This window comes from Acidovorax sp. (assembly GCF_047607405.1).
In the GTDB taxonomy this organism is placed as follows: domain Bacteria; phylum Pseudomonadota; class Gammaproteobacteria; order Burkholderiales; family Burkholderiaceae_C; genus Acidovorax.
This window is the reverse complement of sequence record NZ_JASGDA010000054.1, coordinates 1-26,707: the sequence shown is the minus strand read 5'-3', so window position 1 is coordinate 26,707 and position 26,707 is coordinate 1. Positions and strand designations below refer to the sequence as shown.

The 26,707-nt window shown below is 67.7% G+C and carries 26 protein-coding genes and 1 pseudogene; 10 read left to right on the top strand and 17 right to left on the bottom strand.

Annotated elements, in window-relative coordinates:
* The 13 genes from QM569_RS06770 to QM569_RS06710 all read right to left on the bottom strand — a co-directional run.
* Positions 1-413 (bottom strand): ATP-binding cassette domain-containing protein (locus tag QM569_RS06770; protein WP_414986463.1); only part of this gene is annotated, 413 nt, incomplete at its 3' end.
* Positions 410-1,360: a branched-chain amino acid ABC transporter permease gene (locus QM569_RS06765; RefSeq protein ID WP_414986462.1), complete on the bottom strand. Its 951-nt coding sequence runs from the start codon at positions 1,358-1,360 to the stop codon at positions 410-412. The genes QM569_RS06770 and QM569_RS06765, both read right to left, overlap by 4 nt.
* 162 nt (positions 1,361-1,522) lie before the next feature.
* Entirely contained in the window at positions 1,523-2,437 is a 915-nt protein-coding gene (locus tag QM569_RS06760; protein WP_414986461.1) for a branched-chain amino acid ABC transporter permease, read from the bottom strand.
* A 171-nt stretch (positions 2,438-2,608) separates the two neighbouring features.
* Positions 2,609-3,784 carry an ABC transporter substrate-binding protein gene (locus tag QM569_RS06755; protein WP_414986465.1) on the bottom strand — a complete coding sequence of 392 codons (1,176 nt, stop codon included), beginning with the start codon at positions 3,782-3,784 and terminating at the stop codon, positions 2,609-2,611.
* Between the two features lie 35 nt (positions 3,785-3,819).
* The gene (locus tag QM569_RS06750) at positions 3,820-4,923 is read right to left on the bottom strand and encodes an enoyl-CoA hydratase/isomerase family protein (RefSeq protein WP_414986460.1); all 1,104 of its coding nucleotides are present in this window, start codon (positions 4,921-4,923) and stop codon (positions 3,820-3,822) included.
* A gap of 23 nt (positions 4,924-4,946) precedes the next feature.
* Complete coding sequence (gene typA, locus QM569_RS06745) at positions 4,947-6,770, bottom strand: translational GTPase TypA (protein ID WP_414986459.1); 1,824 nt, start codon at positions 6,768-6,770, stop codon at positions 4,947-4,949.
* The gene (truB, locus tag QM569_RS06740; RefSeq protein WP_414986458.1) at positions 6,767-7,738 is read right to left on the bottom strand and encodes a tRNA pseudouridine(55) synthase TruB; all 972 of its coding nucleotides are present in this window, start codon (positions 7,736-7,738) and stop codon (positions 6,767-6,769) included. The genes typA and truB overlap by 4 nt, the downstream gene beginning before the upstream one ends.
* A gap of 2 nt (positions 7,739-7,740) precedes the next feature.
* Positions 7,741-8,109, bottom strand: coding sequence for a 30S ribosome-binding factor RbfA (gene rbfA / locus QM569_RS06735; RefSeq protein ID WP_414986457.1), 369 nt, complete (start codon positions 8,107-8,109; stop codon positions 7,741-7,743).
* Between the two features lie 6 nt (positions 8,110-8,115).
* The gene (gene infB / locus QM569_RS06730) at positions 8,116-10,965 is read right to left on the bottom strand and encodes a translation initiation factor IF-2 (RefSeq protein ID WP_414986456.1); all 2,850 of its coding nucleotides are present in this window, start codon (positions 10,963-10,965) and stop codon (positions 8,116-8,118) included.
* 24 nt (positions 10,966-10,989) lie between these two features.
* On the bottom strand, positions 10,990-12,477 hold the full coding sequence (nusA, locus tag QM569_RS06725) for a transcription termination factor NusA (protein ID WP_414986455.1): 1,488 nt from the start codon (positions 12,475-12,477) through the stop codon (positions 10,990-10,992).
* Between the two features lie 19 nt (positions 12,478-12,496).
* On the bottom strand, positions 12,497-13,075 hold the full coding sequence (gene rimP / locus QM569_RS06720; protein ID WP_414986454.1) for a ribosome maturation factor RimP: 579 nt from the start codon (positions 13,073-13,075) through the stop codon (positions 12,497-12,499).
* 223 nt (positions 13,076-13,298) lie between these two features.
* The gene (locus QM569_RS06715) at positions 13,299-14,609 is read right to left on the bottom strand and encodes a hypothetical protein (protein ID WP_414986453.1); all 1,311 of its coding nucleotides are present in this window, start codon (positions 14,607-14,609) and stop codon (positions 13,299-13,301) included.
* 104 nt (positions 14,610-14,713) lie between these two features.
* Positions 14,714-15,067, bottom strand: coding sequence for a thioredoxin family protein (locus tag QM569_RS06710; protein ID WP_414986452.1), 354 nt, complete (start codon positions 15,065-15,067; stop codon positions 14,714-14,716).
* 73 nt (positions 15,068-15,140) lie between these two features.
* Between QM569_RS06710 and QM569_RS06705 the strand changes: the two genes are divergently transcribed.
* Positions 15,141-15,353 (top strand): hypothetical protein, encoded by a 213-nt coding sequence (locus tag QM569_RS06705; protein ID WP_414986451.1) that lies wholly within the window; start codon positions 15,141-15,143, stop codon positions 15,351-15,353.
* Positions 15,354-15,429: 76 nt separating this feature from the next.
* Here QM569_RS06705 and QM569_RS06700 read toward each other — a convergent pair whose 3' ends face one another.
* Positions 15,430-16,029 carry a TetR/AcrR family transcriptional regulator gene (locus QM569_RS06700; protein WP_414986450.1) on the bottom strand — a complete coding sequence of 200 codons (600 nt, stop codon included), beginning with the start codon at positions 16,027-16,029 and terminating at the stop codon, positions 15,430-15,432.
* A 113-nt stretch (positions 16,030-16,142) separates the two neighbouring features.
* On the opposite strand from QM569_RS06700, the gene QM569_RS06695 reads away from it, so the two are divergent.
* From QM569_RS06695 to QM569_RS06675, 5 genes are read left to right on the top strand one after another with little or no spacing between them, the layout of a single operon-like run.
* On the top strand, positions 16,143-16,964 hold the full coding sequence (locus QM569_RS06695; RefSeq protein ID WP_414986449.1) for a metal-dependent hydrolase: 822 nt from the start codon (positions 16,143-16,145) through the stop codon (positions 16,962-16,964).
* 7 nt (positions 16,965-16,971) lie between these two features.
* A complete protein-coding gene (locus tag QM569_RS06690) occupies positions 16,972-18,369 on the top strand; it encodes a TolC family protein (RefSeq protein WP_414986448.1) in 1,398 nt (465 codons plus the stop codon).
* A gap of 7 nt (positions 18,370-18,376) precedes the next feature.
* Entirely contained in the window at positions 18,377-19,354 is a 978-nt protein-coding gene (locus QM569_RS06685) for an HlyD family secretion protein (protein ID WP_414986447.1), read from the top strand.
* Positions 19,355-19,407: 53 nt separating this feature from the next.
* Positions 19,408-20,580, top strand: coding sequence for an ABC transporter permease (locus QM569_RS06680; protein ID WP_414986446.1), 1,173 nt, complete (start codon positions 19,408-19,410; stop codon positions 20,578-20,580).
* Positions 20,580-21,716, top strand: coding sequence for an ABC transporter permease (locus QM569_RS06675; RefSeq protein ID WP_414986445.1), 1,137 nt, complete (start codon positions 20,580-20,582; stop codon positions 21,714-21,716). Before QM569_RS06680 ends, QM569_RS06675 begins: the two co-directional genes overlap by 1 nt.
* Positions 21,717-21,861: 145 nt before the next feature.
* Here the strand turns inward: QM569_RS06675 and aceA are convergent, their stop codons facing one another.
* Both aceA and QM569_RS06665 read right to left on the bottom strand, forming a co-directional pair.
* Positions 21,862-23,193, bottom strand: a complete 1,332-nt coding sequence (gene aceA, locus QM569_RS06670; RefSeq protein ID WP_414986444.1) for an isocitrate lyase — start codon at positions 23,191-23,193, stop codon at positions 21,862-21,864.
* A gap of 264 nt (positions 23,194-23,457) precedes the next feature.
* Entirely contained in the window at positions 23,458-23,862 is a 405-nt protein-coding gene (locus QM569_RS06665; RefSeq protein ID WP_414986443.1) for a gamma-glutamylcyclotransferase family protein, read from the bottom strand.
* An 88-nt stretch (positions 23,863-23,950) separates the two neighbouring features.
* Between QM569_RS06665 and QM569_RS06660 the strand changes: the two genes are divergently transcribed.
* Complete coding sequence (locus QM569_RS06660; protein WP_414986464.1) at positions 23,951-24,859, top strand: DMT family transporter; 909 nt, start codon at positions 23,951-23,953, stop codon at positions 24,857-24,859.
* On the opposite strand, the gene rraA is transcribed toward QM569_RS06660, so the two are convergent.
* Positions 24,834-25,346 carry a ribonuclease E activity regulator RraA gene (gene rraA, locus QM569_RS06655; protein WP_414986442.1) on the bottom strand — a complete coding sequence of 171 codons (513 nt, stop codon included), beginning with the start codon at positions 25,344-25,346 and terminating at the stop codon, positions 24,834-24,836. The two genes, QM569_RS06660 and rraA, sit on opposite strands and share 26 nt — an antisense overlap.
* A 153-nt stretch (positions 25,347-25,499) precedes the next feature.
* On the opposite strand from rraA, the gene QM569_RS06650 reads away from it, so the two are divergent.
* The 3 genes and pseudogenes from QM569_RS06650 to QM569_RS06640 form a co-directional block, all read left to right on the top strand.
* Positions 25,500-25,799: an SWIB/MDM2 domain-containing protein gene (locus QM569_RS06650; RefSeq protein ID WP_414986441.1), complete on the top strand. Its 300-nt coding sequence runs from the start codon at positions 25,500-25,502 to the stop codon at positions 25,797-25,799.
* A gap of 147 nt (positions 25,800-25,946) precedes the next feature.
* Positions 25,947-26,219 carry a bacterioferritin-associated ferredoxin gene (locus QM569_RS06645; RefSeq protein ID WP_414986440.1) on the top strand — a complete coding sequence of 91 codons (273 nt, stop codon included), beginning with the start codon at positions 25,947-25,949 and terminating at the stop codon, positions 26,217-26,219.
* Between the two features lie 103 nt (positions 26,220-26,322).
* Positions 26,323-26,707: pseudogene (locus QM569_RS06640) on the top strand (energy transducer TonB); the annotation flags it as partial.

Sequence of the window (26,707 nt, the reverse complement as noted above, 5' to 3'; positions counted from 1 at the left end):
TGCGCGCCCAGGCCCACGCGCTCGGCCACGGCGGCGGCGGCCTCGTAGCGCGCGCGGTCGGCCCGCGCTGGGCGCCACAGGCCCACGTTCTCGCGCGACTGGAGGGCCAGGGCGATGTTGTCCAGCACCGGCAGGCGCTTGAACACGCTGGTGATCTGGTAGGAGCGCACCAGGCCCCGTTGCGCGCGCGCGTGCATGGGCAGGCCGGTCACGTCCTGCCCCGCGAAGTGGATGCGGCCCGCCGTGGGTGCGAGCGCGCCCGAGAGCTGGTGGATCAGCGTGGTCTTGCCCGCGCCGTTGGGGCCGATCAGCGCGTGGATCTCGCCCGTTTGCACGGTCAGGCTGGCGTGGTCGGTCGCCACCAGCCCGCCGAAGCGCTTGACGAGGTTGTCGGTGCGCAGCAGTTCCGTCATGCCCGGCTCCGCTTCAGGCTCAACAGGCCGTTGGGCGCCAGCAGCACCACGGCGAGCAGCACCGCGCCCAGGCCGAACTGCCAGTGGATGGTGTAGGCCACCAGCACCTCTTCGAGCAGCAGGAACAGCGCCGCGCCCGCCAGCGGGCCATAGAGGTGGCCCACACCGCCCAGGATCACCATCACCAGCAGCATGCCCGACTGGCTCCACTGCAGCATGGCGGGGCTGACGAAGCTGCCCTGGTTGGCCAGCAGCGCCCCCGCCAGAGCGGCGATGGCCCCGGCCAGCGTGAAGGCCGCGAGCTTGTAGCGGAAGACGGGAAAGCCGATGGCCTCCATGCGCGTTTCGTTCTCGCGGATGCCCTGCAGCGCGTGGCCGAAGCGGGCGTTCAGCAGGCGCCAGAGCGCGAGGAACACCAGCGCGAACACGGCCAGCACCACGTAGTAGAACTGCGCGTCGCTGCCTAAGTCGATGCCCAGCCCGACGTGCGAGCGCGCGGGCAGCGACAGCCCATCCTCGCCGCCATAGGCCTTGAGCGACACCATCAGGTAGTACAGCATCTGCGCGAAGGCCAGCGTGATCATGATGAAGTACACGCCCTGCGTGCGCAGGCTGACCAGCCCCACCACGCAGGCGAACAGCCCGCCCGCCACGAACGCCAGCGGCCAGGCCACCCAGGCGGAGGTGATGCCCGCCACCTGCATGAGGATGCCCACGGTGTACGCCCCCACGCCCACGAAGGCCGCATGGCCGAAGCTGACCATGCCGCCGAAGCCCAGCACCAGGTTGAGGCTGGCCGCTGCCAGCGTGAAGACCAGCACGCGGCTGGCCACGCCCACGTAGAAATCCTCACCCAGCGCGCCCGCGATGGTGGGCACCAGGGCCAGCAGCACCAGCAGCGGCACGGCGACGGCGGGGCGCAGCCGGTGATCCAGGCGAGACGTCATATCAGTTATCCACGGCGCTGCGCGCCACCCGCATCGCATGCAACCGGCGCGGCCCAGGCGCGGGCAGCCGCGCAAGGGCCGCCCCGCCGCGCTGGCTGCGTCCCCCTCCCACGCGAAGCGTGAGAGAGGGGGAAGGCGCGAAGCGACTCAGGGGGTGTTTCATTAATGTGTAGGGAAAAGGCCCTTGGGCTTCCAGAACAGCACAGCGGCCATGAGCACGTAGATCAGGATCGAGGCCACGGCGGGCCCGGCGCTGGAGGCCGCCTCCGGCCCCATGAGCTGGCCGAACAGCATGGGCACCAGCGTGCGCCCCGCCGTATCCACCACACCCACCAGCAGCGCACCCAGCAGCGCGCCACGAATGGAGCCTATGCCGCCGATCACGATGACCACGAAGGCCAAAATCAGGATGCTCTCGCCCATACCCACCTGCACCGCCAGCAGCGGGCCCAGCATGCCGCCCGCCACCGCGCACAGGGCCGCGCCCAGCGCGAACAGCGCGGTGAACAGGCCGCGCACGTTGGCGCCCATGGCCAGCGCCATCTCGCGGTTAGAGGCGCCCGCGCGCACCTGCATGCCCACGCGCGTGTACGTGACCAGCAGGTACAAGAGCAGCGCCACCGCCAGCCCCACGCCGATGATGAACAGCCGATAGGCCGGGTACGAAAAACCCGGCAGCAGTTCCACCGGCCCCGCCAGCGATTCGGGCGGGTTGAGCGGCACCGGCTGCGAGCCCCAGACCATGCGCACTGCCTCATTGGCCATGAGCAGGATGGCGAAGGTACCCAGCACTTGCGACAGGTGGTCGCGCTGGTACAGGCGCCGCAGCACGGTCACTTCCAGCAGCACGCCGATCACCGCCGTGGCGGCGATGCCTGCAGCCAGCCCGATCCAGAACGAGCCCGAGGCCGCCGCGCAGGTGGCGATGAGGTACGCGCCCACCATGTACAGCGAGCCGTGCGCGAGGTTGATCATGTCCATGATGCCGAACACCAGCGTCAGCCCCGCCGCCAACAGGAAGAGCATCAGGCCGAACTGCAGGCCGTTCAGGGCCTGCTCCAGCACCAGGATTCCCATGTCAGTACCCCACTGCGTTGCGCGCTATCCGCAGCGCATGAAACTGGCACGCCCCCAGCGCAGGCAGCCGCGCAAGGGCCGCCCCGCCGCGCTGGCTGCGTCCTCCCTCCCGGAGCGCGAAGCGCGTAGAGAGAGGGGGGAAGGCGCGAAGCGACTCAGGGGGGTGACCACTCATCCCGGCATCTTGCATTCAGACGCGTAGGCGTCGCCGTGGTTCTTGAAGATCGGCGCCACCGTGCGGTTGGTGATGCGGCCCTGGCTGTCCTTGGTGATGACGCGCAGGTAGTAGTCCTGGATGGGAAACTGGTTGGGGCCGAACTTGAACGGGCCGCGCACCGAGTCGAACCTGGCCGCCTTGAGCGCGCGGCGCACGGCGTCCTTGTCGGCCAGGTTGCCCTTCACGTCGCGCACGGCGGCGTCGATCAGGCGCGCAGCGTCGTAGCCCTGCGAGGCGTAGAGCGTGGGCAGGCGACCGTATTCCTTCTGGAAGTCGGCCACGAAGCGCTTGTTGGCGGCGTTGTCCAGGTCATGCCCCCACTGCGAGGTGTTGAACATGCCCAGCATGGGCTCGCCCACGGCGCGGATCACGTCCTCGTCGGCCGAGAAGCCGGGGCCGTAGAGCGTCATGTCCTTGGACAGGCCCGCGCCCACGAACTGCTTGATGAAGTTCACGCCCAGCCCGCCGGGCAGGAAGATGTAGGCCGCGTCGGCGCCCGAGGCGCGCATCTTCGACAGCTCCGCGCCGTAGTCGAGCTGCGACAGCGGCGTGTACATCTCCAGCGCCACCTCGCCCTTGAAGTAGCGCTTGAAGCCCGCCAGCGCGTCCTTGCCCGCCGGGTAGTTGGGCGCGAGCAGCGCGACCTTCTTGGCGCCCTTGTCCTGCGCCGTCTTGCCTGCAGCCTCGTGCTGGTTGTCGTTCTGGTAGGACGCGCTGAAGAAATACGGATTGCACTGCGCACCCGCAAGCTGCGAGGGGCCTGCGTTGGCGCTGATGTAGAAGGTCCTGGACTGGAACACCGGCGGGGCCACGGCCAGCATGACGTTGGAGAAGACGATGCCGGTCATGAAATCGACCTTGTCGCGCTTGACCATGCGGTCCACCGTCTGCTTGGCCGCATCAGGGTTCTGCTGGTCGTCGGCCACGATGACCTCGGCGGGCAAACCGCCGAGCTTGCCGCCGCTGTGCTTGAGCGCCAGCTGGAAGGCATCGCGGATGTCCACGCCCAGGCCCGCGCCGGGGCCAGACAAGGTACTGAGCAGGCCGACCTTCACCTTGTCGGCGGCCTGGGCGGTGGCAGCCAGGCACAGGGCGGCGGCCACGGCGAGGAATGCAGGGGTCTTGTTCATCATGCGTTGGTACTCCTGAGAAGAAATCAAACGGATCATGACAGCGCCGCCAGCGGGTGGGCGTGCGCGGGCCAGGGGCTGTCGAAGAACGGCTGCCACATCGCGGGCGTCACGTCCTCGATGCGTGCGGGGCTCCACTTCGGGCTGTGATCCTTGTCCACGGCCAGCGCGCGGATGCCTTCGAGGGTCTCGCTCTGGCCGGGGCGCAGGGTGAAGCAGTGGCGCACCATGTCGCGCTCCATGCGCAGGTCGTCGGCCAGGCCCATGCCGCGCGCGCGGCGGATCTGCTCCAGCACCACGTGCAGCATCAGCGGCGAGCGCTTGCGGAGCGTGGCGGCGGTGGCGCGTTCCCATTCACCGGGCGCGGCTTCCAGCGCGGTGATGATGGCGTGTACGCTCTCCATCGCAAAATATTGGTCAATTTGGCCTCTAGCGCTTATCTGGCAAGCGCCAGTAGCTATGAATTTTGAAGCAACATAGTCCTGTACCGCCTTGCCGCTGGCGAAGGACTGGGCGCCCAGCGCGTCCCACACAGCCGCCTGCTGATCCGAAGGCAGGAGGCCATCGGCCAGCCCGAACGCGATGGCATCGGCCGCGCCGATGGTCTCGCCCGTCAGCGCCAGCCACTCGCCCACGCGGCCCGGGCAGCGGCTGAGAAAGTACCCCCCGCCCACGTCGGGGAACAGGCCGATGGCCGTCTCGGGCATGGCCATCTTCGTGCGCTCGGTCACCACGCGCAGCGTGCCGCCCTGGCTGATGCCCATGCCGCCGCCCATGACGATGCCGTCCATGAATGCGATGTAGGGCTTGCCGAAGGTGTGGATCAGGTGGTTGAGCGCGTATTCCTCGGTGAAGAAGTCCTCGACCTGCGGGTTGCCCGCGCTGCCCGCCTGGTGCAGAAAGCGGATGTCGCCGCCCGCGCAGAAGGCGCCGAATGCGCCCTCTTTGCTGCTGCCGCGAATCGCCACGGCCAGCACCGCGTCGTCCTTCTGCCACGCGAGCAGAATGCCCATGAGGTCGCGCACCATGCCCAGCGACAGGGCGTTGAGCGCCTTGGGGCGGTTGAGCGTGATGAAGCCCACCTGGCCACGTACTTCGCTCAGGACTTCGGCTGCCACTGCTGCGCTTGTCTCCGTCATGGCTCTTTTCCTTTCGCGTCAGGTCAGGCGCGGGCCGCGCGCTTGCGTTCGTTTTCCGTCAAATGGCGCTTGCGCAGGCGGATGCTCTTGGGCGTGATCTCGACCAGCTCGTCGTCCTCGATGAACTCCACGCCGTATTCCAGCGTCAGGTCGATGGGGGGCGTGATCTTGATCGCGTCTTCCTTGCCGCTGACGCGGAAGTTGGTGAGCTGCTTGGTGCGCGTGGCGTTCACCACCAGGTCGTTGTCGCGGCTGTGGATGCCGACGATCATGCCTTCATACACGGGGTCGTTGGCCTTGACGAACATGCGGCCACGGTCGTCGAGCTTGCCCAGGGCGTAGGTGAAGATTTCGCCGTCGTCCATGCTGATGAGCACGCCGTTCTTGCGCCCGCCGATGTCGCCCTTGTGCGGCTCGTAGCCGTCGAAGATGTTGCTGATGAGGCCCGAGCCGCGCGTGAGGTTCAGGAACTCATTCGTAAAGCCGATCAGCCCGCGCGCGGGGATGCGGTATTCCAGGCGCACGCGGCCACGGCCATCGGGCTCCATGTTGACCAGCTCGCCCTTGCGCTCGCCCAGCGCCTGCATCACGCCGCCCTGGTGGCCTTCTTCGATGTCGGCGGTGACCAGCTCGATCGGCTCGTGGCGCACGCCGTCGATGTCCTTGAACACCACGCGGGGCTTGGACACGGCCAGCTCGTAGCCTTCGCGGCGCATGTTTTCGAGCAGGATGGTCAGGTGCAGTTCGCCCCGGCCCGAGACTTCAAAAATGCCGTCCTCGTCCGTCTCCTTCACGCGCAGGGCCACGTTGTGTTGCAGCTCTTTTTGCAGGCGGTCCCAGATCTGGCGGCTGGTGACGAACTTGCCTTCGCGGCCCGCCAGCGGCGAGGTGTTGACGCAGAAGTTCATGGTCAGCGTGGGCTCGTCCACCTTCAGCATGGGCAGCGGCGCGGGGTTGGCGGGGTCGGTCACCGTGACGCCGATGCCGATGTCCTCGATGCCGTTGATGAGCACGATGTCGCCGGGGCCTGCCTGCGGCGTCTGCATGCGGTCCAGCCCCTGGAAGGTGAGCACCTGGTTCACGCGGCCCTTGACGGACTTGCCGTCCGGGCCTTCCATCACCAGCACGTCCTGCGCGGGCTTGAGCGTGCCCTGGCTGATGCGGCCCACGCCAATGCGGCCCACGAAGGTGGAGAAGTCCAGCGCCGAGATTTGCAGTTGCAGGGGCGCGGTCGGGTCGCCGGTGTTGGGCGGCACGTGCTTGAGGATGGTGTTGAACAGGGCCGACATGTCGGGGCCCCACTGCTCGCCGGGCGCGCCTTCTTCGAGCGAAGTCCAGCCGTTGATGCCCGAGGCATAGACGACCGGGAAGTCGAGCTGCTCGTCCGTCGCGCCCAGCTTGTCGAACAGGTCGAACGCGGCGTTGATGACCTTGTCGGGCGCTGCGCCGGGCTTGTCCACCTTGTTCACCACCAGGATGGGCCGCAGGCCCAGGGCCAGGGCCTTCTTGGTGACGAAGCGCGTTTGCGGCATGGGGCCTTCCTGCGCGTCGATGAGCAGCACCACGCCGTCCACCATCGACAGGGCACGTTCCACCTCGCCGCCGAAGTCCGCGTGGCCGGGGGTGTCCACGATGTTGATGTGCGTGCCTTCCCAGCTCACGGCGCAGTTCTTGGCCAGGATGGTGATGCCGCGCTCGCGCTCGATGGCGTTGTTGTCCATCACCGTGTCCACCACTTTCTCGTGGTCGGCAAAGGTGCCGGACTGGCGCAGGAGCTGGTCCACCATGGTGGTCTTGCCATGGTCCACGTGGGCGATGATGGCGATGTTGCGGATTTGCTTGGTCATGATGGGTCTTTCCGATCTTTGCTTATTTCCAGAATCTGTTGAATCTCCAGGGGGCTGAGGAGCCGGTCTGGAATCAGCTCCCCCCCCGTGATGTGTGCGACGCCCAGCAGGGCGTGCGGCTTGTCGCCGAAGACGGCCACGGCGTCGGCGTCGGGCCAGGGGCCCCGGCGGCGCATGCCCGAGAGGAACCTGGCGGCATTGTCGCCATCCAGCGCGACAGGCAGGTGCCGTGCCAGCAGCGACTCGGGCGGGTGTACGCAGGCCAGCCGCTCGTCCTCGGCCATGGCTTCGAGCGCGGGCAGGGTCACGCAGCGGTCCACGCCGAGGCCCCCCGTGTCGATGCGGCGCAGAAAGCTGAGGTGCGCGCCGCAGCCCAGGGCCGCGCCGATGTCCTCGCCCAGCGTGCGGATGTAGGTGCCCTTGCTGCAGGTCACTACCATTTTGATAGCTGGTTGCGCTTGTCCATCAAGCGCTGGAGCCAGTTTTAATGCATGAATCACCACATCGCGCGCTGCGCGCTCCACGGCGATGCCTGCACGCGCGTACTCGTACAGCGCCTTGCCGTCCTTCTTGAGCGCGCTGTGCATGGGCGGCACCTGGCGGATGGGGCCCGTGAACTGCGCCTGCACTTCGGCCAGCCGCTCGGGGGTGATGGGCGGCACCTCGCGCCGCTCCAACACCTCGCCCTCGGCGTCGCCGGTGGATGTGGTCACGCCCAGCCGTGCGATGGCTTCGTAGGTCTTGGGCGCATCGAGCTGCAAGGCGCTGAACTTGGTGGCCGCGCCGAAGCACAGGGGCAGCACGCCGGTCGCCAACGGGTCCAGCGTGCCCGTGTGGCCCGCCTTTTCGGCGCGCAGCAGCCATTTCGCCTTCTGCAAGGCGTCGTTGCTGGACAGGCCCAGCGGCTTGTCGAGCAGCAACACCCCATGCACAGGGCGCCGCTGCACCCGTGTGCGTGGCGCGTTCATCTTCAATCTTCTTTGGCGCGAGAAGAAACCGCCTTGGCGATCAAGGCGTTCATGTCCGCAGCGCGCTCGGTGGTGCGGTCGAACACGAAGTGCAGCGTGGGCACGGTGTGGATGTGCAGGCGCTTGAACAGGCCGTTGCGCAAGAACCCCGCCGCCTGGTTCAGCGCCTCCTGCGTGGCCTCGGTGTCGCCCACCAGCACGCTGAAGAACACCTTGGCGTGCGCGTAGTCGGGCGTGACCTCCACGGCCTGCAGCGTGACCATGCCGATGCGCGGGTCCTTCAACTCGCGGATCAGCTCGGTCAGGTCGCGCTGGATCTGGTCCGCGACCTTGAAGCTGCGGTTGGGCGTGGAGGTTTTCTTGCCAGCCATGGTTGCTTACAGCGTCCGCGCGATTTCCTTGATCTCGAAGAGCTCCAACTGATCACCTTCCTTGATGTCGTTGTAGTTCTTGAGCTTGATACCGCACTCGAAGCCTTCCTTGACTTCCTTCACGTCATCCTTCAGGCGGCGCACCGACTCGACCTCGCCCGTGTAGATGACCACGTTGTCGCGCAGCAGGCGGAACTTGCAGCCGCGCGTGACCTGGCCGGACGTGATGTACGAACCCGCCACCGTGCCGATCTTGGAGGCCACGAACACGGTGCGGATCTCGGCCGTGCCGATGGCTTCCTCGCGCTGCTCGGGGGCCAGCATGCCGGACATCGCCGCCTTCAATTCATCGACTGCGTCGTAGATGATGTTGTAGTAGTGGATGTCCACGTCGTTCGTCTCGGCCGCCTTGCGCGCACCGGCGTCGGCGCGCACGTTGAAGCCGATCACGATGGCCTTGGAGGCGATCGCCAGGTTGATGTCGGACTCGCTGATACCGCCCACGCCCGCATACACGAGTTGCACGCGGATCTCGTCGGTGGAGAGCTTGAGCAGCGAGGCGGCCAGCGCTTCCTGCGAGCCCTGCACGTCGGCCTTGATGATGATGGGCAGGTTCTGCACCTCGCCCGCCGTCATCTCGGAGAACACGTTCTCCAGCTTCGCGGCCTGCTGCTTTGCCAGCTTGGTGTTGCGGAACTTGCCCGCGCGGTAGGTGGCGATTTCGCGCGCACGGCGCTCGTCGGACAGCACCATGAACTCGTCGCCCGCCTGCGGCACGTCCGACAAACCTTGGATTTCGACCGGAATCGACGGTCCTGCCGACTTGGCAGCCTTGCCGTTCTCGTCCAGCATGGCGCGCACGCGGCCCGAGGTCTGGCCTGCCAGCACCACGTCGCCCACCTTCAGCGTGCCGGACTGCACCAGCACGGTGGCGACCGGGCCACGGCCCTTGTCGAGCTGCGCTTCGATGACCAGGCCCTTGGCGAGCGATTCGACCGGGGCCTTCAGCTCCAGCACTTCGGCCTGCAGCAGCACCTGCTCCAGCAGGTCGTCGATGCCCATGCCGGTCTTGCTGGAGACGGGCACGAAGGGCGAGTCGCCGCCGTATTCCTCGGGCACGACCTCCTCGACCACCAGCTCCTGCTTGACGCGATCCGGGTTGGCATCGGGCTTGTCGGCCTTGGTGATGGCGACCACGATGGGAACGCCTGCCGCCTTGGCGTGCTTGATGGCTTCGCGGGTCTGCGGCATCACGCCGTCGTCGGCCGCCACCACCAGGATGACGATGTCGGTGGCCTGCGCGCCCCGGGCACGCATGGCAGTGAACGCCTCGTGGCCAGGGGTGTCGAGGAAGGTGACCATGCCGCGCGGCGTGTCCACGTGGTAGGCGCCGATGTGCTGCGTGATGCCGCCCGCCTCGCCCGCCGCCACCTTGGCGCGGCGGATGTAGTCCAGCAGCGAGGTCTTGCCGTGGTCCACGTGGCCCATGACGGTGACGACCGGGGCGCGGGGCAGGACTTCGGCGTTCTGCTGCGCGGTCTCGTCGTCGGTGAATGCCTCGGGGTCGTCCAGCGCGGCCACCACGGCCTTGTGGCCCATTTCCTCCACCACGATCATGGCAGTGTCCTGGTCCAGCGGCTGGTTGATGGTGACCATCTGGCCCATCTTCATCAGGGCCTTGATGACTTCGCTGGCCTTGATGGACATCTTGTGCGCCAGCTCGGCCACGGTGATCGTCTCGGGCACGTGGACCTCGATGACGCGCGCCTCTGCCGGCGCGGACTGGTGCTGGCGGTCGTCTTCGCGGTCGTTGCCGCGGCGACCGCGCGGGCCTCCGCGCCAGTTGTTGCGGCCCACGCCGCCGCTGCTGTCGCCGCGGGTCTTGATTTCCTTCTTCTTGGCCGTGTCACCCGCCCAGCTCGACGAGAGCTTGGCGGACTTGACTTCCTTGTTGCCACCGCCGGGCGCGCCGCCCGTACCGCCAGAAGGCGCCGACGTGCGGGCGCCCGTGCCCACGGCGGGCTTGTGCAGCGTGCCCTTCTTGGCATCGCCTGCAGCCGGTGCCTTGGCCACGGGCTTGGGCTCCTCGGGCTTCTTGGCGACCATGACGGTCTTCTTGGGCGCGGCCATCATCGCGCGGATGGCCTCGGCCTCGGCCAGGGCCTTGCGACGGCGCTCTTCCAGGTCGCGGGCGCGGGCGGTTTCCTCTTCCGCACGGGCCTTGGCTTCGGCCAGGGCCTTCTCGCGGGCCTCGGCCTGGGCGGCGGCGCGCGCTGCGGCCTCGGCCGCCTGCTCGCGCGTGGCTTCCTGCTTCTCGGCCGATGCCTGCGCCTTCTTCTCGGCCTCTTGCGCGGCGTAGGCGGCAGCGCGCTCTTCGGCTTCGCGCTCGCGCTGTTCGCGGGCTTCGCGCTCGGCGCGCTTCTCGGCCAGTTCGGCCTCCTGGCGGCGGATCAGCTCGGCCTGGCGGCGCGCTTCTTCCTCGCGGCGGGCCAGTTCGAGGTCTTCGCTGGACACGGCGGGCTCTTGCGCCGCAGGCGCGGCGGCCTCGGCGCCTTCGTCGCGCTGGATGAAGGTGCGCTTCTTGCGCACTTCCACCTGGATGGTGCGGGCCTTGCCCGTGGCGTCGGCCTGCTTGATTTCGCTGGTGGACTTCTTGGTCAGCGTGATCTTCTTGCGGTCGCCCGTGGCGGTGCCGTGGCTGGCCTGCAGGTAGGCGAGCAGCTTTTGCTTGTCGGACTCGGTCAGCGCGTCGGTGGGCGCGGCCTTGCCCACCCCTGCGGCGTTGAGCTGGTCGAGCAGGGTTTCGGGCGATTTCTTGAGTTCGGTGGCGAACTCGGCGACAGTGTTGCTGGACATATGTGGTTCGTGCCTCCCTGACCCTTACTCTTGCTGCCCCGCGAACCAGTGCTCGCGCGCCTTCATGATCAAGGCCTTGGCTTCATCTTCGGACTGCCCGGTCAGGTCGGTCAGCTCATCCAGGCCCAAGTCGGCCAGGTCGTCGCGGGTGTGTACGCCGCCGTCTGCCAGCTTGGCGATCAGCTCGGGGGTCAGGCCCTCCAGGTCGCGCAGGTCTTGCGACACCTCGTCCACGCTTTCCTCGCGGGCGATTTCCATCGTCAGCAGGGCATCCTTGGCGCGGGCGCGCAGCTCGTTGACCGTGTCTTCGTCGAAGGCTTCGATCTCCAGCATCTCCTGCAGCGGCACGTAGGCCACTTCTTCCAGGCTGGTGAAGCCTTCCTGGATCAGGATGTCGGCGATTTCCTCGTCCACGTCGAGCTTTTCCATGAACAGCTTGCGGGCCGCGTCGGTCTCGTTGGCCTGCTTTTGCGCGCTTTCGGCGGCGTCCATGATGTTGATCTTCCAGCCCGTGAGGTCGGACGCCAGGCGCACGTTCTGGCCGCCGCGACCGATGGCGATGGCGAGGTTTTCCTCGTCCACCACCACGTCCATGGCGTGCTTTTCTTCATCGACCACGATGGAGGACACGTTGGCCGGGGCCAGCGCGCCGATGACGAACTGGGCCGGGTCCTCGGACCACAGCACGATGTCCACGCGCTCGCCAGCCAGCTCGTTGGTGACGGCGTTGACGCGCGTGCCGCGCACGCCCACGCAGGTGCCGATGGGGTCCACGCGCTTGTCGTGGCTCAGTACGGCGATTTTGGCGCGGCTGCCGGGGTCGCGGGCGCAGGACTTGATCTCCAGCAGGCCCTGCTCGATCTCGGGCACCTCGTTGCGAAAGAGTTCGATCATGAACTCGGGCGCGGAGCGCGACAGGATGATGGGCGCGCCGCGCAGCGTCAGATCCACCTCCATGATCATGGCGCGCACGCGGTCGCCGCTGCGCAGGTTTTCCTTGGGGATCATCTCGGAGCGGCGCAGGCGGCCTTCCACGCGACCGGACTCGACGATGATGTCGCCCTTGTCCATGCGCTTGACGGTGCCGGTGAAGATCTTCTCGCCGCGCGACATGAAGTCGTTGAGCAGCATCTCGCGCTCGGCGTCGCGGATCTTCTGCAGGATGACCTGCTTGGCGGCCATGGCGCCGATGCGGCCGATGGGCACGGACTCCACCGCTTCCTCGATGTACTCGCCGACCTCGATGTCGGGGATGCGGTCTTGCGCATCCATGAGCAGTTCCTCGGCGTCGGGGTTCTGCAGGCCCGCGTCGTCGGGCACGACCAGCCAGCGGCGGAAGGTCTCGTAGTTACCGCTGTCGCGGTCCACGGCGACGCGGATGTCCACTTCGCCCTGGTACAGCTTCTTGGTGGCCTGGGCCAGGGCCGATTCGACGGCACCCAGCACCACGTCGCGCTCGACGTTCTTCTCGCGCGAAATGGCCTCAACCAACATCAACAATTCGCGGTTCATGCGACGGCTCTCCTGTAATTCATTCGGTATCTGCGGCAGCGGCCTGGTTGGCGGCGCGGCCCTTGAAGTTGACGATGGGCGCAAGGCGCGCATCCCTGATCTCATCGAGCGCAAAGCCCAGCGCCTGCAAGGGCGCGGGTACGCGCTTCTTGCTGACGCGCTGGCCGGGCTTGACCGGCGGCTCGTCGCTCCAGACGATCTGCCAGCCGCCCGACTCGGCACGCTCCAACGTGCCGCGAAACTTCTTGCGCGTGGCGTTGACCTGCCCGCCCGCTGCGGCGCCGATGGGCGCTTTCAAGGTAATGTCGATGACCGAGCCCGCGAAGCGCACGAAGTCCTGCTCGTGGCGCAGAGGGCGGTCGATGCCGGGGGACGACACTTCGAGGCGCTTGTATTCGACACCATCCACCTCCAGCGCGAATTGCAGCTGGCGCGTGACTTTCTCGCAGTCCTCCACGGTGACGAACTGCTCTGCCGCGGATTCCGTCCAGGGCAAGTCGATGGTGATGCGCAGCAGGCCACCGGCGGAGCGCTCGATCTCCACCAGGTCATAGCCCAGGCCGGTCACGGTTTGTTCAACGACTTGTTGCAGTGCCACGTATGTGTTTCAGAAAGACAAAAAACCCGACAACCCCCAAAAGACCTTCTTCAAAAGACATCTTTCAGCAGCTTCGAGCTTCATTCAAAAAGCTTTCGACCAAAAAAAACGGGCGGTTGGTACCCGCCCGTTTGGTCGTGAAGCGCAGATTGTACCCCGTAACGTCTTGTTTTGCCAAGGTGATACGCGCCATGGGGCGGCCAGCGGCCAGCCCCCCGCCTCCTCAGCAACTGAATGGGTATGTCATGTGCTCGCTCAAGCCGCCATCGGGCGTGATCTGCCACCACTGCGCACCCTCCCGCAGCCGCACATGGCCGCAGCCTTGGTTCACGATTTCCTCGAAGCGCCGCTCTCCGTGCAGATCCTTGCCGTCGCGGCCCACCACGCGGTAGCGCGGCGGCGTGCCCTCCTCCCGCAGCACGAGGACTCCCGACGAGGGCAACTGCACCTGGACCGCGCCGTCCAACGGCTTGAAAAGCTTGCGCATCCTGCCAGCCACATAGCCATATCCGTGGGTGCGGCCCAGGGAATCGGTAAACACCAAGGCCGGACCATTGCCGCCGAAACCCGGACAGTTCCCCTGAACCAACGGCACGGCCGCGTCGATCAGCAGCTTGCCTCGCGCGTTCGCCAAGTGGCACACCTGCCGCCCCTGGTCGATCAACTCCAGGTAGGACAGGGCCACCCCGTAGGCGATCTTGACCCGGTCGAAATCCGGCAGTTCCAGCAACCGCCCCTGTGGGTCGAACAGGTGTATGCGGCCAGGGCGATCCGCAAACAACAACCCCTGCTCGAACGTGCCAGGCAGCCACATAATGCCCACGCCTTGGTAGCGCAGCGGCACGATCTCGCGCAGATCACGCAGGCGCAAAATGCCCCGTTGGCCGTCCAGCGCCGTACTCACCGCCTCCAGATGCCCGCGCAGGTTTTCGCGCAGCGGTTTCTGGGACTCCATGTCGCTGATGTAGTAGGTGCCCACGTACTCGCGCGGTGCCTGCGCCGTCAGCCGCCCCCGGGTGAAGCGCACGAAGGTATAGGGACCGCGATCCCCCGCCGCCGCCCCCTGGCCGGTGATCTTCAGCAAGACTGACGCCGCCATGCGCTGGCGGCCCGGGACACCCACGTCCGCCATGCTGATTTCCTCCACCCAACCCTGGGGCAGCAGCGAACGTCCCGCCGCGTCCACCAACTGCTTGCAACCGCCGTGAACCGCCACGAAGCCGAATCGACCGCCCCCCAGCGCCATCGGCTGGACCGAGGCATACGTCAGGCGCTGGGCCATCGGCACCCGGCGCAGGGCATAGCCCACCAGCCGCCCCTCGCGGCGCACCGAACGCACTGCGGCAGACCACTCCCTGTCGGGCACCAGTTCGCCCCGATGGTCCGCAGGCTCATACCCTGCATAGCCTTCGCGGGCCGCGTCCTCCATCTCCTGCACCGTGGCGGGCGGCTGTGGCACGCACCCCAAAGCCCACGCCAGGCCCGTCCAGCCCCAGGCCAGGCACGCGAATGCCAACCACGCTCTATGTGTCATGCCGTAACTCCTTCAAGATGCGCAAAGGCTTCAAAAAAAAATAATGGTCAAATCAGCCTCTAGCGCACGTCCATAAAGCAGCATTAGCTATTATTACAGTAGCATCAACCACGCGCGGCGCGCACGCGCTCGAACACCGTTTGCGCCAGCGGCCCCGCACTCGCGCCGCCGTCCGCAGCGCGCAGGCTGGCCAGCAGCCGCGCCAGCACGCCCGCCTGCGGCAGCAGCGGCCCCAAAAAGAGCGCGCGGGTGCCGTCGGCAATCAGCAGGGTGGGGAAGGTCTCTACCTCCAAATCACCCGCCAATTCGGACTCGTCCTCGATGTCCACCCAGGCGAAACGCGCCTCGGGGTGCTCTTGCGCCAGGGCATCGAACACATCGCGGTAATCGCGGCAGGTGCCGCACCACTGCGCGCACAGGCACACCACCCACCAGGGCGTGCTGCTGCTCTCATCCATCAGCCAGACTCCTTCACGACCCGCGCCGCTCGCGGGCACGGCAGGCATCCATCGTACCCACGACAGGCGCCCGGTGGCCCCAACTGTTGCGAACGAAGTTGGCGGGCAGGTACCCGCGCTTGCCGCGCGCGGCCTGACGCAAGCCTACCGCGACCGGCCCGCCTGCCAGAAAAACGACTACATCGGCTGGATCACCCGCGACAAGCGCCTGGCGCAGATGCTGGACGAGCTGGCCGCAGGCGGCGTGTACATGAAGATGAAGCACGCGGCATCGGCCAAGTCCTGAAACACAGGCTCAGCCAGGATTTAGCTCCTGAATTTGTAGCATACTACGCTTTCTGCATAAGCACTGGCGGCATTTTTCATTCAAAATCTGCCGAGATCGCCGCCCGCAGCAGCATGCTGGCGGGCGCCACCAGCTCCTGCAATTGCGCGGCGCGCCCCTGCTCGATGGACTGCAGCACCATCTCGTTGATGCCGCCCACCACGGCCATCGCCATCGTGGGCTGCAAGGGCGCCTTGCGCTTGCGCTGGCCGGGGCGGTTGTTCACCACGTCCAGCATCAAGTCGGCCAGTTGCTGGTTGGCGCGGCGGCGCGCGGCCAGGCCCTGCGCGCCCAGGCCCAGGATGTCGATGAACAGCGTGCGCAGCAGCACCGGGTTGCGCGCCAGCACACCCAGGTAGGCGCCCATGGCCTGCTCCACCTGCGCCTCCCAGTCGCTCGCCGGGTCGATGGCGGCGCGCAGCACGGCAATGGCGTTGCCGCTGGCGGCCTCGTACAGCGCCACCAGGCACTCGGCCTTGTCAGCAAAGTGCTCGTAGAAGGTGCGGCGCGACACGCTGGCCTCGCGCACGATGTCGGCGATGGTGGTGTCGGCATAGCCCTTGGCGGCCACGGCGCGGGCCATGCCTTCGAGCAGGCGGGCGCGGTGTTCGGTGATCTCGGCGGCGGTTTCGGTCATGTTGGCGCTGGATATTTTTTGGATTGGTACTTGACAGTACCATTCTGGAGCTGCATCATACGCCCAATGGTACTTCACAGTACCAAACCAGAAAACCCCACGGAAGCCCCACCATGACAGAGCTTGTCGTCCGCCGCCTGCTGATCGACCTGGAGACGCCCTTCGCGCGCCGCTGGTGCGGGGGCGACGCCTTTCGCACGGCGCTGTTCAATGCGCTGTCCATGAGCTTTCCGGCGGGCGAGCAGTTCTTCATCGACGCCGTGAAGGGCGGCCACCAGGCCCTGCCGCCCGATCAGCAGTCGCGGTTCGCCGCCGAGGTGCGCGGCTTCGTCGGCCAGGAGGCCACGCACCGCCGCATCCACGCGCTGTTCAACGGCCACTTGCAAAAACAGGGCTTCGTCAACGCCTGGGAGGCGCGCGTGAAGGAGCGACTGCCGCTCTTTGCCGGCGCCGACCCGCGCCACCCGCTGGCGGTGACCGCCGCCAGCGAGCACTTCACCGCCCTGCTGGCCGAATGGCTGCTGGCCCGCCCCGAAATCCTGCAAGGCGCCGAGCCGCGCCTGGCCACCCTGTGGCAGTGGCACTGCGCCGAGGAGGCCGAGCACAAGAGCACGGCCTTCGACCTCTATCAAGCGCTGGGCGGCAGCCATGAGTGGCGCATCACCTGGTTCCGCCGCATCACGGTCATCTTCCTGGGCGACCTGCTGCGCCAGACGGTCAGCAACCTGCGCCGCGACGGCGCGCTGTGGCGCCCCGGCACCTGGGCCAGCGCCGCGCGCACGCTGTTCGGCCGCGGCGGCCTGGTGCGCGAGACCTGGCGGCCCTGGCGCGCATACCTGCGCCGCGACTTCCACCCCAGCCAGCACGGCAGCGACCGCTCCGAGCGCTGGCTGGCCGAACACAGCAACTCCTACACGCCCGTCGGCGCACCCTGATACCACCATGACCCACACCACCACGCCGCGCACGGCGGCCGCCCTGCTGTTCCTTCTCGCCGCCGCCGCACACGCGGCGCCCATGGATTTCAACGCCGCGCAGCAGCAGTTCACGCAGCGCTCGGACCAGCTCGCCGCATCGCGCAGCGCCGTCGAAAGCGCGCAACTGCGCCGCGACGCCATGCAGCGCCTGGGCGGCCCCGTGGTCAGCCTGACCGGCGCGGCCTACGCCTACAACGCCAACCTGGGCCTGGACCTGGACCCGCTGAACCGCACGATGGCAGGCGTGCTGTCGCAACTGCCCGCCCAGCTCGCCGCGCCGCTGGCACAGTTGCCGCAGCTGCCGCAGAGCTACACGCTCAACCGCCACAAGAGCGACACCACCGCGTCCGTCTCCGCCGTCTGGCCGATCTACATGGGCGGCGCCAGCCAGGCCGCGCGCGGCCTGCTCGACGCGCACACGCACGAGGCCGAGGCCGACGCCGCCAAGACCGGCCACGAGGCCACCACGGTGCTGGTGCAGCGCTACTTTGGCGCGCAACTGGCCGAGCGCGCCGCCGTACTGCGCGAGGCCGCCCTGGCCACCATCGAGCAGCACGACGCCGCCGCACAGAAGATGCTGGACGCCGGGGTCATCGCCCGCGTGGAGCGCCTGCAGGCCCGCTCCGCACTCGAAGACGCCCGCCGCAACGCCCGCAAGGCGCGCGACGACGCCGACCTGGCCGCCACCGCCCTCACCCGCACGCTGCGCGCCGACGAGCGCGTGACGCCCACCAGCCCGCTGTTCGTGCTGAACCAGCCCCTCCCGCCCCTGCCCCACTTCATCGACGCCGCGCTGGCCCGCCACCCGGGCCTGTCCAAGGTGGCCGCCAAGAAGGAGCAGGCCACGCAGCTGCACGCCGCGCAAGAGGCGCTGCGCCGCCCCCAGGTCTTCGCCTTCGGCCAGCGCCAGCTCAAGACCGGGCGCGACGCCGACTGGGTGGCCGGCGTGGGCGTGCGCTGGACGCTGTGGGACTCCATCGACCGCAATGCGCTGGCCGAGTCGTCCAACCGCCAGATCGAGCAGGCCGAGCGCACCGGCGCGCAAGCGCGCAGCGACATCGCCCTGCTGGTGGAACACCGCTGGCTGGCCGTGGAGCAGGCCCGCCGCCAGTTCATGGCCCTCGCGCCCGGCCTGGAGCTGGCCGATGAGGTGCTGCGCCTGCGCACTGCGGGCCTGAAGGCGGGCACCAGCACCATGCTGGACCTGATCGACGCGCAGACCAACCAGGCCAAGGCCCAGACCGAACGCGCCCAGGCCGCGCACGACTACGTGAAGGCGCTGGCCGAGCTGCTGGAAAGCTGCGGCCTGTCCGACGAATTCAGCAGCTACATGGCCCGTGCCGATGTGATGAAAGTGGAGTGAACCCGACATGAACAGCAAGACAAAAACCGCCGTCGCCGCAGCCGCCTTCGTGGCCGTGGCGGGCTTCGTGGGCTTTGGCCTGTGGAAAGCCTCGCAGCCCGCGCCCGAGGTCTTCCAGGGCCAGATGGAAGCGCAAGAGGCCGACATAGCGCCCAAGGTCACCGCGCGCATCGCGCAGATTCTGGTGAAGGAAGGCGACCAGATCGCCGTGGGCGCGCCGCTGATCCGCATGGACAGCCCCGAGGTGCAGGCCAAGCTGGCCCAGGCCACCGCCGCGCAAGAGGCCGCCCAGGCCGTGGCCGCCAAGGCCGAGCACGGCGCCCGCCCGCAAGAGGTGGAGATGGCCCGCCTGAACTGGCAGCGCGCCGTGGCCGCCGCCGACCTGGCCGAATCGTCGTTCCAGCGTGTGGACGGCCTGGCCCGCGAGGGCCTGGTGGCCGCGCAAAAGCGCGACGAGGCCGAGGCCAACTTCAAGGCATCGCGCGACCAGGCCCTGGCCGCCAAGGCGCAGTACGAGCTGGCCCGCTCCGGCGCGCGCAGCGAAGACCGCTCCGCCGCCAGCGCCCAGGCGCGCCAGGTGGCGGGCGTGGTGGCCGAGGTGCAGGCCGCCCAGGCCGAAACGGAACTCAAGAGCCCCGTGGCGGGGGAGGTCGCCAAGGTGCTGGCCCGCACGGGCGAGCTGTCGCCCCAGGGCGTGGCCGTGGTCACGGTGGTGAACCTGCAAGACCAGTGGGTGGTGCTGAACGTGCGCGAAGACCGCCTGCAGCGCTTTGCCGTCGGCAATGAATTCGATGCCACGCTGCCCGCGCTGGGCAACAAAGCCGTCAAGTTCAAGGTCTATCACACCGCCGCCCTGCCCGACTTCGCCACCTGGCGCGCCACGCGCGCGGGCCAGGGCTTTGACGCCCGCACGTTCGAGGTGCGCGCCCGGCCCGCAGCACCGATTGAAGGCGCACGCCCCGGCATGACGGTTCTTGTCCAGTAAAAAACTTCAAGCCAAATATGCCTCTAGCGCTTATGTAGCAAGCGCGAGCAGCTATGAATTCAATAGTAACAAGCTTGCGCCGCGAAGCCCGCCGCCTGTGGGCCAGCCCCTGGGACCTGGCCATGGTCACCTGGGTGCCGCTGCTGGCGGTGGCGCTGATGTGGTGGATCTTCTCGGCGGGCCTGCCGCGCCACCTGCCCGTGGGCGTGGTGGACGACGACCACAGCAGCCTGTCGCGCCAACTGGTGCGCATGCTGGACGCCACGCCCGGCATGCAGGTCACCCACCACTACGCCAACGCGGCCGAGGCCGAGCGCGCGCTGCGCGGCATCGAGGTCTATGCCGTGGTCACCATCCCGCGCGACTTCGCCCGCACTGCCCGCCAAGGCCGCGCCGCCCAGGTCACGCTGCTGCACAACGCGCAGATGGCCACGCACTCGGGCCTGCTGCAACGCGACGTGCGCACCGTGGTGGGCACGCTGTCGGCGGGCATCGAGATGGCGGCGCGCAACAAGCGCGGCGAAAGCGCCCAGGCCGTGCGCGTGAGCATGGAGCCCATCCACACGCAGATGGTGGCGCTGTTCAACGTCGCCACCAACTACGAGCAGTTCCTGGGCGCGGCGCTGATCCCCGCGCTGCTGCACATCCTCGCCATGACGGCGGGCGCCTGGGCCGTGGGGCGCGAGCTGCGCGACCGCACTGTGGGCGAATGGCTGGGCGCGGGCGGGTTCCTGCACACCGCTGGCGCATTGCTGGGCAAGCTGGCGCTGCCCTGGGCCACGCTGACGCTGACAGGCCTGCTGGCGCTGGCGGGCATCACCTGGGGCCGGGGCTGGCACCCGCCGGGCAACCTGGCCTGGGTGGCGGCAGCGCTGGCGCTGCTGATGGCCGTATCGCTCGCCGCAGGCGCGGCGCTGGCGGCCGTCACCCGGTCGCTGCGCACCGCCCTGTCGGGCGCGGGCTTCTTCGCGGCGCCTGCGTTCGCGTTCAGCGGCGTGGGGTTTCCGCTGTCGGGCATGCCCGCCAGCGCCCGCGCCTGGGCCGAGGCCATGCCGTTCACGCACTACATCCGGCTGCAGATCGAGCAGCTGCAAATGGGCGCGCCGCTGGCCGCCAGCGTGGGCACCCTGGCAGGCCTGATCGTCGCCACGGCGGTGCTGTGGCTTATCGCATCCATCGGTCTGCGGCTGGCCGTGCGGCGTCCGGACACTTGGGGAGGCCGCTGATGCCGCAAACCAGAATCACCCTTTGGCGCGCCTGGCTGCAAGCCCTGGCCGCGCTGGGCCGCGACACGGGCGTGCTGCTGCTCCTGGTGGGCGCGCCCGTGCTGTACGGCTTTTTCTACCCCTGGTTCTACGCCGACGAGGTGCTGACCCGCGTGCCCGTGGCCGTGGTGGACATGGATCACAGCAGCCTGTCGCGCCAGATCACGCGCTTTGCGGCGGCAGACCCGCGCATCGACGTGCGCCTGGTGACAGCCAGCGAGCGCGAGGCGCAGCAAGCCCTGTGGCGCGGCGAGATCGAGGGCTATGCGCTCATCCCCGCCGACCTCAAGCGCAACGTGGTGCGCGGGCAGAACGCCGTCGTCAGCATCGAGGCCAACGGCGCTTATGCGCTGCTCAACAAGGCCGTGCAGTACGGCTTTGCCGAGGCGGTGGGCACGGTGTCGGCGGGGGTGGAAATCCGCAAGCTGCAAGCCGCAGGCCAGAGCGCGCAGCAGGCCCGGGACAGCCGCGCGCCCGTGCAGTTGCAGATGGTGGCGCTGTTCAACCCCACCGAGGGCTATGGCAGCTTTGTCGTGCCTGCCGTGGCGCTGCTGATCTTGCAGCAGACGCTGCTGATGGGCGCTGCGCTGATGGCGGGCACCTGGGTGGAAGCAGGCCAGCACCGTCCCGGCGCCACCGCCTGGCTGGGCCGCCTGCTGGCGCTGTGTACGCTGGGCTGGGCCAGCGGCTTGTTCTACTTCGGCTGGATCTTTGTGCTGCACGACTACCCGCGCGGCGGCAACCCGCTGGGTGCCCTGGCGCTGCTGGCCTGCTACGTGCCCGCCATCGCGGCGCTGGGGTCGCTGCTGGGGCTGTGGTTCGGCAACCGGGAACGGGCGCTGCAGGTGCTGCTGTGGACCACGCTGCCGATCGCCTTCGTCGCGGGCTTTTCGTGGCCGGTGGAAGCGCTGCCCGCGCCCTTGCAGTGGCTGCGGTGGCTGCTGCCCAGCACCTCGGGGGTGCAGGCGTCGCTGCGGCTCAACCAACTGGGCGCGCCGCTGGAATCGGCCCTGCCCTGCCTGTGCGCACTGGTGGCGCTGGGTGCCGCGTGTACGGCGGCGCTGCTGTGGAAGGCGCGCCCGCGCAGTGTGGCGTGACGGGGCGGCAGCGCCGAGTGCAATAAAAAACCCGCCCTCTCGCTTTTCAGTCAAGCGGTTGAGGGCGGGCAGGTAAAAGGCATGCGGCACGCGGCCTGCCTTTTTCCGTCGGCATCCCCGGTGACCAGGGATGCCCGCAGACAGATCAGTGGAACTGCTCTTCTTCGGTCGAACCCGTCAGCGCCTTCACGCTGGACGAACCGCCCTGGATCACCGTGGTCACGTCGTCGAAGTAACCTGCGCCCACTTCCTGCTGGTGCGACACGAAGGTGTAGCCCTTGTCGCGCGCTGCGAACTCGGGCTCTTGCACCATGTTCACGTAGTGCTTCATGCCTTCGCCGCGTGCATAGGCGTGGGCGAACTGGAAGGTGTTGAACCAGTTGATGTGGATGCCTGCCAGCGTGATGAACTGGTACTTGTAGCCCAGCGCGGACAGTTCTTCCTGGAAGGAAGCGATCTGGCTGTCGTTGAGGTTCTTCTTCCAGTTGAAGGAAGGCGAGCAGTTGTACGACAGCAGCTTGCCGGGGTTGGCGGCCAGCACGGCCTGGGCGAATTCGCGGGCGAAGCCGATGTCGGGCACGCCGGTTTCGCACCACACCAGGTCGGCGTAGGGGGCATAGGCCACGCCGCGGCTGATGGCTTGCTCCAGGCCGTTCTTGACGCGGTAGAAGCCTTCCTGCGTGCGCTCGCCGGTCAGGAAGGGCTTGTCGTTGGCGTCGTGGTCGCTGGTGATCAGGTTGGCGGCCTCGGCGTCGGTGCGGGCCAGGATGATGGTGGGCACGCCCATGGTGTCGGCGGCGAAGCGGGCGGAGATCAGCTTCTCGATGGCCTCCTGCGTGGGCACCAGCACCTTGCCGCCCATGTGGCCGCACTTCTTCACGGCGGCCAGCTGGTCTTCGAAGTGAACGCCAGCGGCACCGGCGGCGATCATGTTCTTCATCAGCTCGAAGGCGTTCAGCACGCCGCCGAAACCGGCTTCGGCATCGGCCACGATGGGCAGGAAGTAATCGACAAAACCTTCGTCGCCGGGGTTCACGCCGCGGCTCCACTGGATTTCGTCTGCGCGCTTGAAGGTGTTGTTGATGCGGCGGACCATGGTGGGCACCGAGTCGTAGGCGTACAGCGACTGGTCGGGGTACATGGTTTCGGACGTGTTGCCGTCGGCCGCGACTTGCCAGCCCGACAGATAGACGGCTTCGAGGCCCGCCTTGGCCTGCTGCATGGCCTGGCCGGCGGAGATGGCACCGAAGGCGTTCACGTAGCCTTTCTTGGCGCCGCCGTTGACCTTGGCCCACAGCTTTTCGGCGCCGCGCTTGGCCAGCGTGTACTCGGGCTGCAGGCTGCCGCGCAGGCGCACCACGTCGGCGGCGGTGTAGCCGCGCTTGACGCCCTTCCAGCGGGGGTTCTGGGCCCAGTCTTTTTCCAGGGCGGCAATTTGCTGTTCGCGGCTCAGTTGTTCATTGAGAGATTGGGGCATGAGGACACTCCAGGGGTTGGTTGAAAACGCCGGGCTGATGGTGCAGCCCTTGGGGATGACTTTAAGTCTTCTATAAGACTTAAGCAAGCTCTTATGTCTTATACAAGAGATAAATTTTATCGTTCCAAAACAACCACTTAAGCGTCATATTTCTCAATACGGGAATTTCTTTCTCGTATCGAGAAAAATTGTGGCAACGCAGCAATCACCCAATACCGCATTGTAAAAACATGCTTGCACATACCGAGAAGCCGCAGGCGGCCCTCAACCCGCGGCCATCCAGTCCCCCTGCGCGATGCGCGGGGCTGCCGCCACGCAGCGCGGGTTGATCTCGTACACCAGGCAGGCGTGTACCCGCCCTTGCACCTCGACCGCCACCTCGCGCTTGGCGTATTCGTCCACCGGGTCGGCGCCCAGCCCCTCGATCTCGTCCAGTTGCGCTTCCAGCGCGGGCTCGATGGCATAGACCTCGCCGCGCACCCAGGCATCGCCGCCCAGCGTCATGCCCGGATAGGCGCCCAGGTGGTACAGCACGCCTGCCACGCGGGCCTCGCCGAGATAGCGCGGGGCGGGCCGCAGGCGGGTGATGTCGTTGCTGCCGCCTCGGCGCAGGGTGCCATAGACGAAGACACAGCGGGGCGGCGTGGCGGGGGCGGGCTGCTCGGGCATGATGCGCACTCTTTTTTTCAGCAAACGGAACGCCAGTCTAGTGAAAGCCCCGAGCCGCCCCTTCGCCTACCTGTGCCTGGCCCTCAGCATGTCGCTGGTGGGCTGCTACGTAGCGCTGTCCAAGCCCCTGGCGACCGCGCTGCCCGTCTTGCTGCTGGCGTGGATGCGCTTTGGCATCGGCGGCGTCGCCATGCTGCACTGGCTGCGCAAGCCTGCGGGTGAGCCGCCGCTCACGCGCCAGACGCGGCGCCTGCTGTTCCTGGAGTCGTTTCTGGGCAATTTCCTGTTCACCCTCTGCATGATCTACGGCGTGAGCCTGACCAACGCGGTGACGGCGGGCGTGACCATGGCCGCGATCCCCGCCGCCATGGCGCTGGCGGGCTGGGCCTTCTTGCGCGAGCGGGTCGCGCCCCGCACCTGGGCGGCAGTGGTGCTGGCCGTGCTGGGCATCGCGCTCTTCGCGCTATCAAAACCAGAGCTGCCTGCGCAGTCTGCACAAGCGCTGGGGGCCAAAAACACCTCAAATCTGGCCTGGCTGGGGCAGTGGCTGCTGGTGGGCGCCGTGGTCTGCGAGGCGGCCTACACGGTGATCGGCAAGAAGCTCACGGGCAGCCTGGGCCCCAAGCGCATCAGCGCACTCATCAACCTGTGGGGCTTCGCGCTCACCACACCGTTCGGCCTGTACCTGGCGCGGGGCTTCGACTTCGCGGCGGTGGGCTGGGGCACCTGGGCGCTGCTGCTGTTCTACGCGCTGGCGGCCTGCATGTGGACGGTGTGGCTGTGGATGACCGGGCTCCAGGCCGTGCCCGCGGCCCAGGGGGGCGTGTTCTCGGTGCTGCTGCCGGTCAGCGCGGCGCTGGTGGGCGTGCTGGTGCTGGGCGAGTCGCTCACGGGGGTGCAGTTGCTGGCCTTCGGCATTGCGCTGGCCAGCGTGCTGCTGGCCACCCTGCCCTCTCGCGCCGCGCTGCGGGTCAGGCCGCCAGAGGCCCCGCGCTGACGACGATGCCGTCGGCGTCGGCGTACAGCCAGTCGCCGGGCCGCACCCACACGCCCTGGATCTGCACGGCCACATCGCGCTGGCCCTCGCCGCGCCGCTCGGTGGGCAGCGGGATCAGCGCCAGCGCGCGGATGCCGACGGCCGCCGCGTTCAGCTCGGCCACGTCGCGCACGCAGCCGTCCACCACCACGCCCGCCCAGCCGTTCCTGGCCGCCGCCGCCGCGATGTTGCCGCCCACCAGGGCGCGGCGCAGCGAGCCGCCGCCGTCCACCACCAGCACGCGGCCCTCGCCGGGCGACTCCAGCGCGGCCTTGACCTGCGTGTTGTCCTCGTGGCACTTGACGGTGACCACCGGCCCGGCGAACGCCGCCACGACGCCGAAATGCCGGAACACGGGGGGCAGCACGCGAAACGCGCCACTGGTGTCGCCCTTGTGTGCGTCGCAGAAATCGCAGGTGCTGAAGGCGGGGGGGCAAGCTGCGGCCATTTTTTGGAATCCTTTCAGTCCAAGGGGAAGTCAATCGTGGCCGCATTGTCACCCCGCTACAAATCGAGGCAAAAAAAGCCGTTTCACCCTTGGAAACGCGAATCTTTGCCAGTAGCATCGGCCTTTCTTCACGTCCAACAAGGAAAATCCAACATGGCAACTGCAAAGAAAGCTCCGGCCAAGGCGGCCCCCGCCGCCAAGAAGCGCACCCCCAACGCCGCCTTCATGAAGGCGCTCACGCCCAGCCCCGCGCTGGCTGCCGTGGTGGGCTCGGCGCCGCTGCCGCGCACGGAGATCATCAGCAAGCTGTGGGTCTATATCAAGGCCAACAACCTGCAGGACGCCGCCAACAAGCGCAACATCAACGCCGACGCCAAGCTCAAGGAGCTGTTCGGCAAGCCCCAGGTGTCGATGTTCGAGCTGGCCGGCCTGATCGGCAAGCACGTCAAGTAAAAAGCCCCAGGGCCTGCGCCCCAGTGCAAGAAAAAGCCGACCGCGTGTCGGCTTTTTTGTTTTTCACGGCGTTTTCGTTGCAAATGCGATGAATTCTTATTTATAATCCGCCCACCTTCTCAACAGCCAGCCACACTGCCTGCCGTCATGATCGTCTGCGTTTGCCGCCGGATTTCCGACCGTGAGATCGCCCGCCATGCGCGCGCGGGCATGAGCTTCGACGAAATCCAGTTCGAACTGGGCGTAGCCACCCAATGCGGCTGCTGCGAAAGCTGCGCCCGCGACGTGGTGGCGCAGTGCAGTGCATCGAACCCCGTGGCCGCCCTGCACAACGGCGCGGCCCCGCAAACGATCCAGCTTGCCAACTCCATCCTGGAAAGCAAGTCATGGAACTCCTCTCAACTCTCGCTGGCAGCCTGATCCTCGTCGCAGGCTCGGCCTGGTGGATCTTTCGCAAGTAAAGTAATCTGGGTCTTTTTGGCCTCTGGCGCTTGTGCAGCAAGCACTGGCAGCTATCATTTTTATGTCTCACACCGATCGTTTCGCCACCCAGGGAGGCATCAGCCGCAACACCGTGATCGTGGGCTCGGTGGTCGCGCTGCACGTTGCGGGCATCTGGGCCCTGCAGTCGGGCCTGCTGCGGCGCGCGGCCGAGGTCATCGTGCCGGCGGAAGTGTTGAGCGAGTTCATCGCGCCCCCCGCCCCGCCCAAGGTCACGCCGCCGCCCCCCGCCCCGCCGCCACCGCCCCGGCCCGCGCCCAAGATAGCGCCGCGCCCGGCGCCCATGCCCGTGGCGATTCCCGACCCGACGCCCGCACCCAACGCGCCCGTGGGCATTACCACGCCGCAGCCGCCCGCGCCGCCCATCGAGGCCCCCGTGGCGCCCCCGGCTCCGCCCGTGCCGCCAG

Coding starts and splice junctions, on each gene's coding strand:
- QM569_RS06765 (WP_414986462.1), bottom strand. CDS start 1,360: ATGACGTCTCGCCTGGATCACCGGCTGCGCCCCGCCGTCGCCGTGCCG.
- QM569_RS06760 (WP_414986461.1), bottom strand. CDS start 2,437: ATGGGAATCCTGGTGCTGGAGCAGGCCCTGAACGGCCTGCAGTTCGGC.
- QM569_RS06755 (WP_414986465.1), bottom strand. CDS start 3,784: ATGAACAAGACCCCTGCATTCCTCGCCGTGGCCGCCGCCCTGTGCCTG.
- QM569_RS06750 (WP_414986460.1), bottom strand. CDS start 4,923: ATGACGGAGACAAGCGCAGCAGTGGCAGCCGAAGTCCTGAGCGAAGTA.
- typA (WP_414986459.1), bottom strand. CDS start 6,770: ATGACCAAGCAAATCCGCAACATCGCCATCATCGCCCACGTGGACCAT.
- truB (WP_414986458.1), bottom strand. CDS start 7,738: ATGAACGCGCCACGCACACGGGTGCAGCGGCGCCCTGTGCATGGGGTG.
- rbfA (WP_414986457.1), bottom strand. CDS start 8,109: ATGGCTGGCAAGAAAACCTCCACGCCCAACCGCAGCTTCAAGGTCGCG.
- infB (WP_414986456.1), bottom strand. CDS start 10,965: ATGTCCAGCAACACTGTCGCCGAGTTCGCCACCGAACTCAAGAAATCG.
- nusA (WP_414986455.1), bottom strand. CDS start 12,477: ATGAACCGCGAATTGTTGATGTTGGTTGAGGCCATTTCGCGCGAGAAG.
- QM569_RS06715 (WP_414986453.1), bottom strand. CDS start 14,609: ATGACACATAGAGCGTGGTTGGCATTCGCGTGCCTGGCCTGGGGCTGG.
- QM569_RS06710 (WP_414986452.1), bottom strand. CDS start 15,067: ATGGATGAGAGCAGCAGCACGCCCTGGTGGGTGGTGTGCCTGTGCGCG.
- QM569_RS06700 (WP_414986450.1), bottom strand. CDS start 16,029: ATGACCGAAACCGCCGCCGAGATCACCGAACACCGCGCCCGCCTGCTC.
- QM569_RS06695 (WP_414986449.1), top strand. CDS start 16,143: ATGACAGAGCTTGTCGTCCGCCGCCTGCTGATCGACCTGGAGACGCCC.
- QM569_RS06690 (WP_414986448.1), top strand. CDS start 16,972: ATGACCCACACCACCACGCCGCGCACGGCGGCCGCCCTGCTGTTCCTT.
- QM569_RS06685 (WP_414986447.1), top strand. CDS start 18,377: ATGAACAGCAAGACAAAAACCGCCGTCGCCGCAGCCGCCTTCGTGGCC.
- QM569_RS06680 (WP_414986446.1), top strand. CDS start 19,408: ATGAATTCAATAGTAACAAGCTTGCGCCGCGAAGCCCGCCGCCTGTGG.
- QM569_RS06675 (WP_414986445.1), top strand. CDS start 20,580: ATGCCGCAAACCAGAATCACCCTTTGGCGCGCCTGGCTGCAAGCCCTG.
- aceA (WP_414986444.1), bottom strand. CDS start 23,193: ATGCCCCAATCTCTCAATGAACAACTGAGCCGCGAACAGCAAATTGCC.
- QM569_RS06665 (WP_414986443.1), bottom strand. CDS start 23,862: ATGCCCGAGCAGCCCGCCCCCGCCACGCCGCCCCGCTGTGTCTTCGTC.
- QM569_RS06660 (WP_414986464.1), top strand. CDS start 23,951: ATGTCGCTGGTGGGCTGCTACGTAGCGCTGTCCAAGCCCCTGGCGACC.
- rraA (WP_414986442.1), bottom strand. CDS start 25,346: ATGGCCGCAGCTTGCCCCCCCGCCTTCAGCACCTGCGATTTCTGCGAC.
- QM569_RS06650 (WP_414986441.1), top strand. CDS start 25,500: ATGGCAACTGCAAAGAAAGCTCCGGCCAAGGCGGCCCCCGCCGCCAAG.
- QM569_RS06645 (WP_414986440.1), top strand. CDS start 25,947: ATGATCGTCTGCGTTTGCCGCCGGATTTCCGACCGTGAGATCGCCCGC.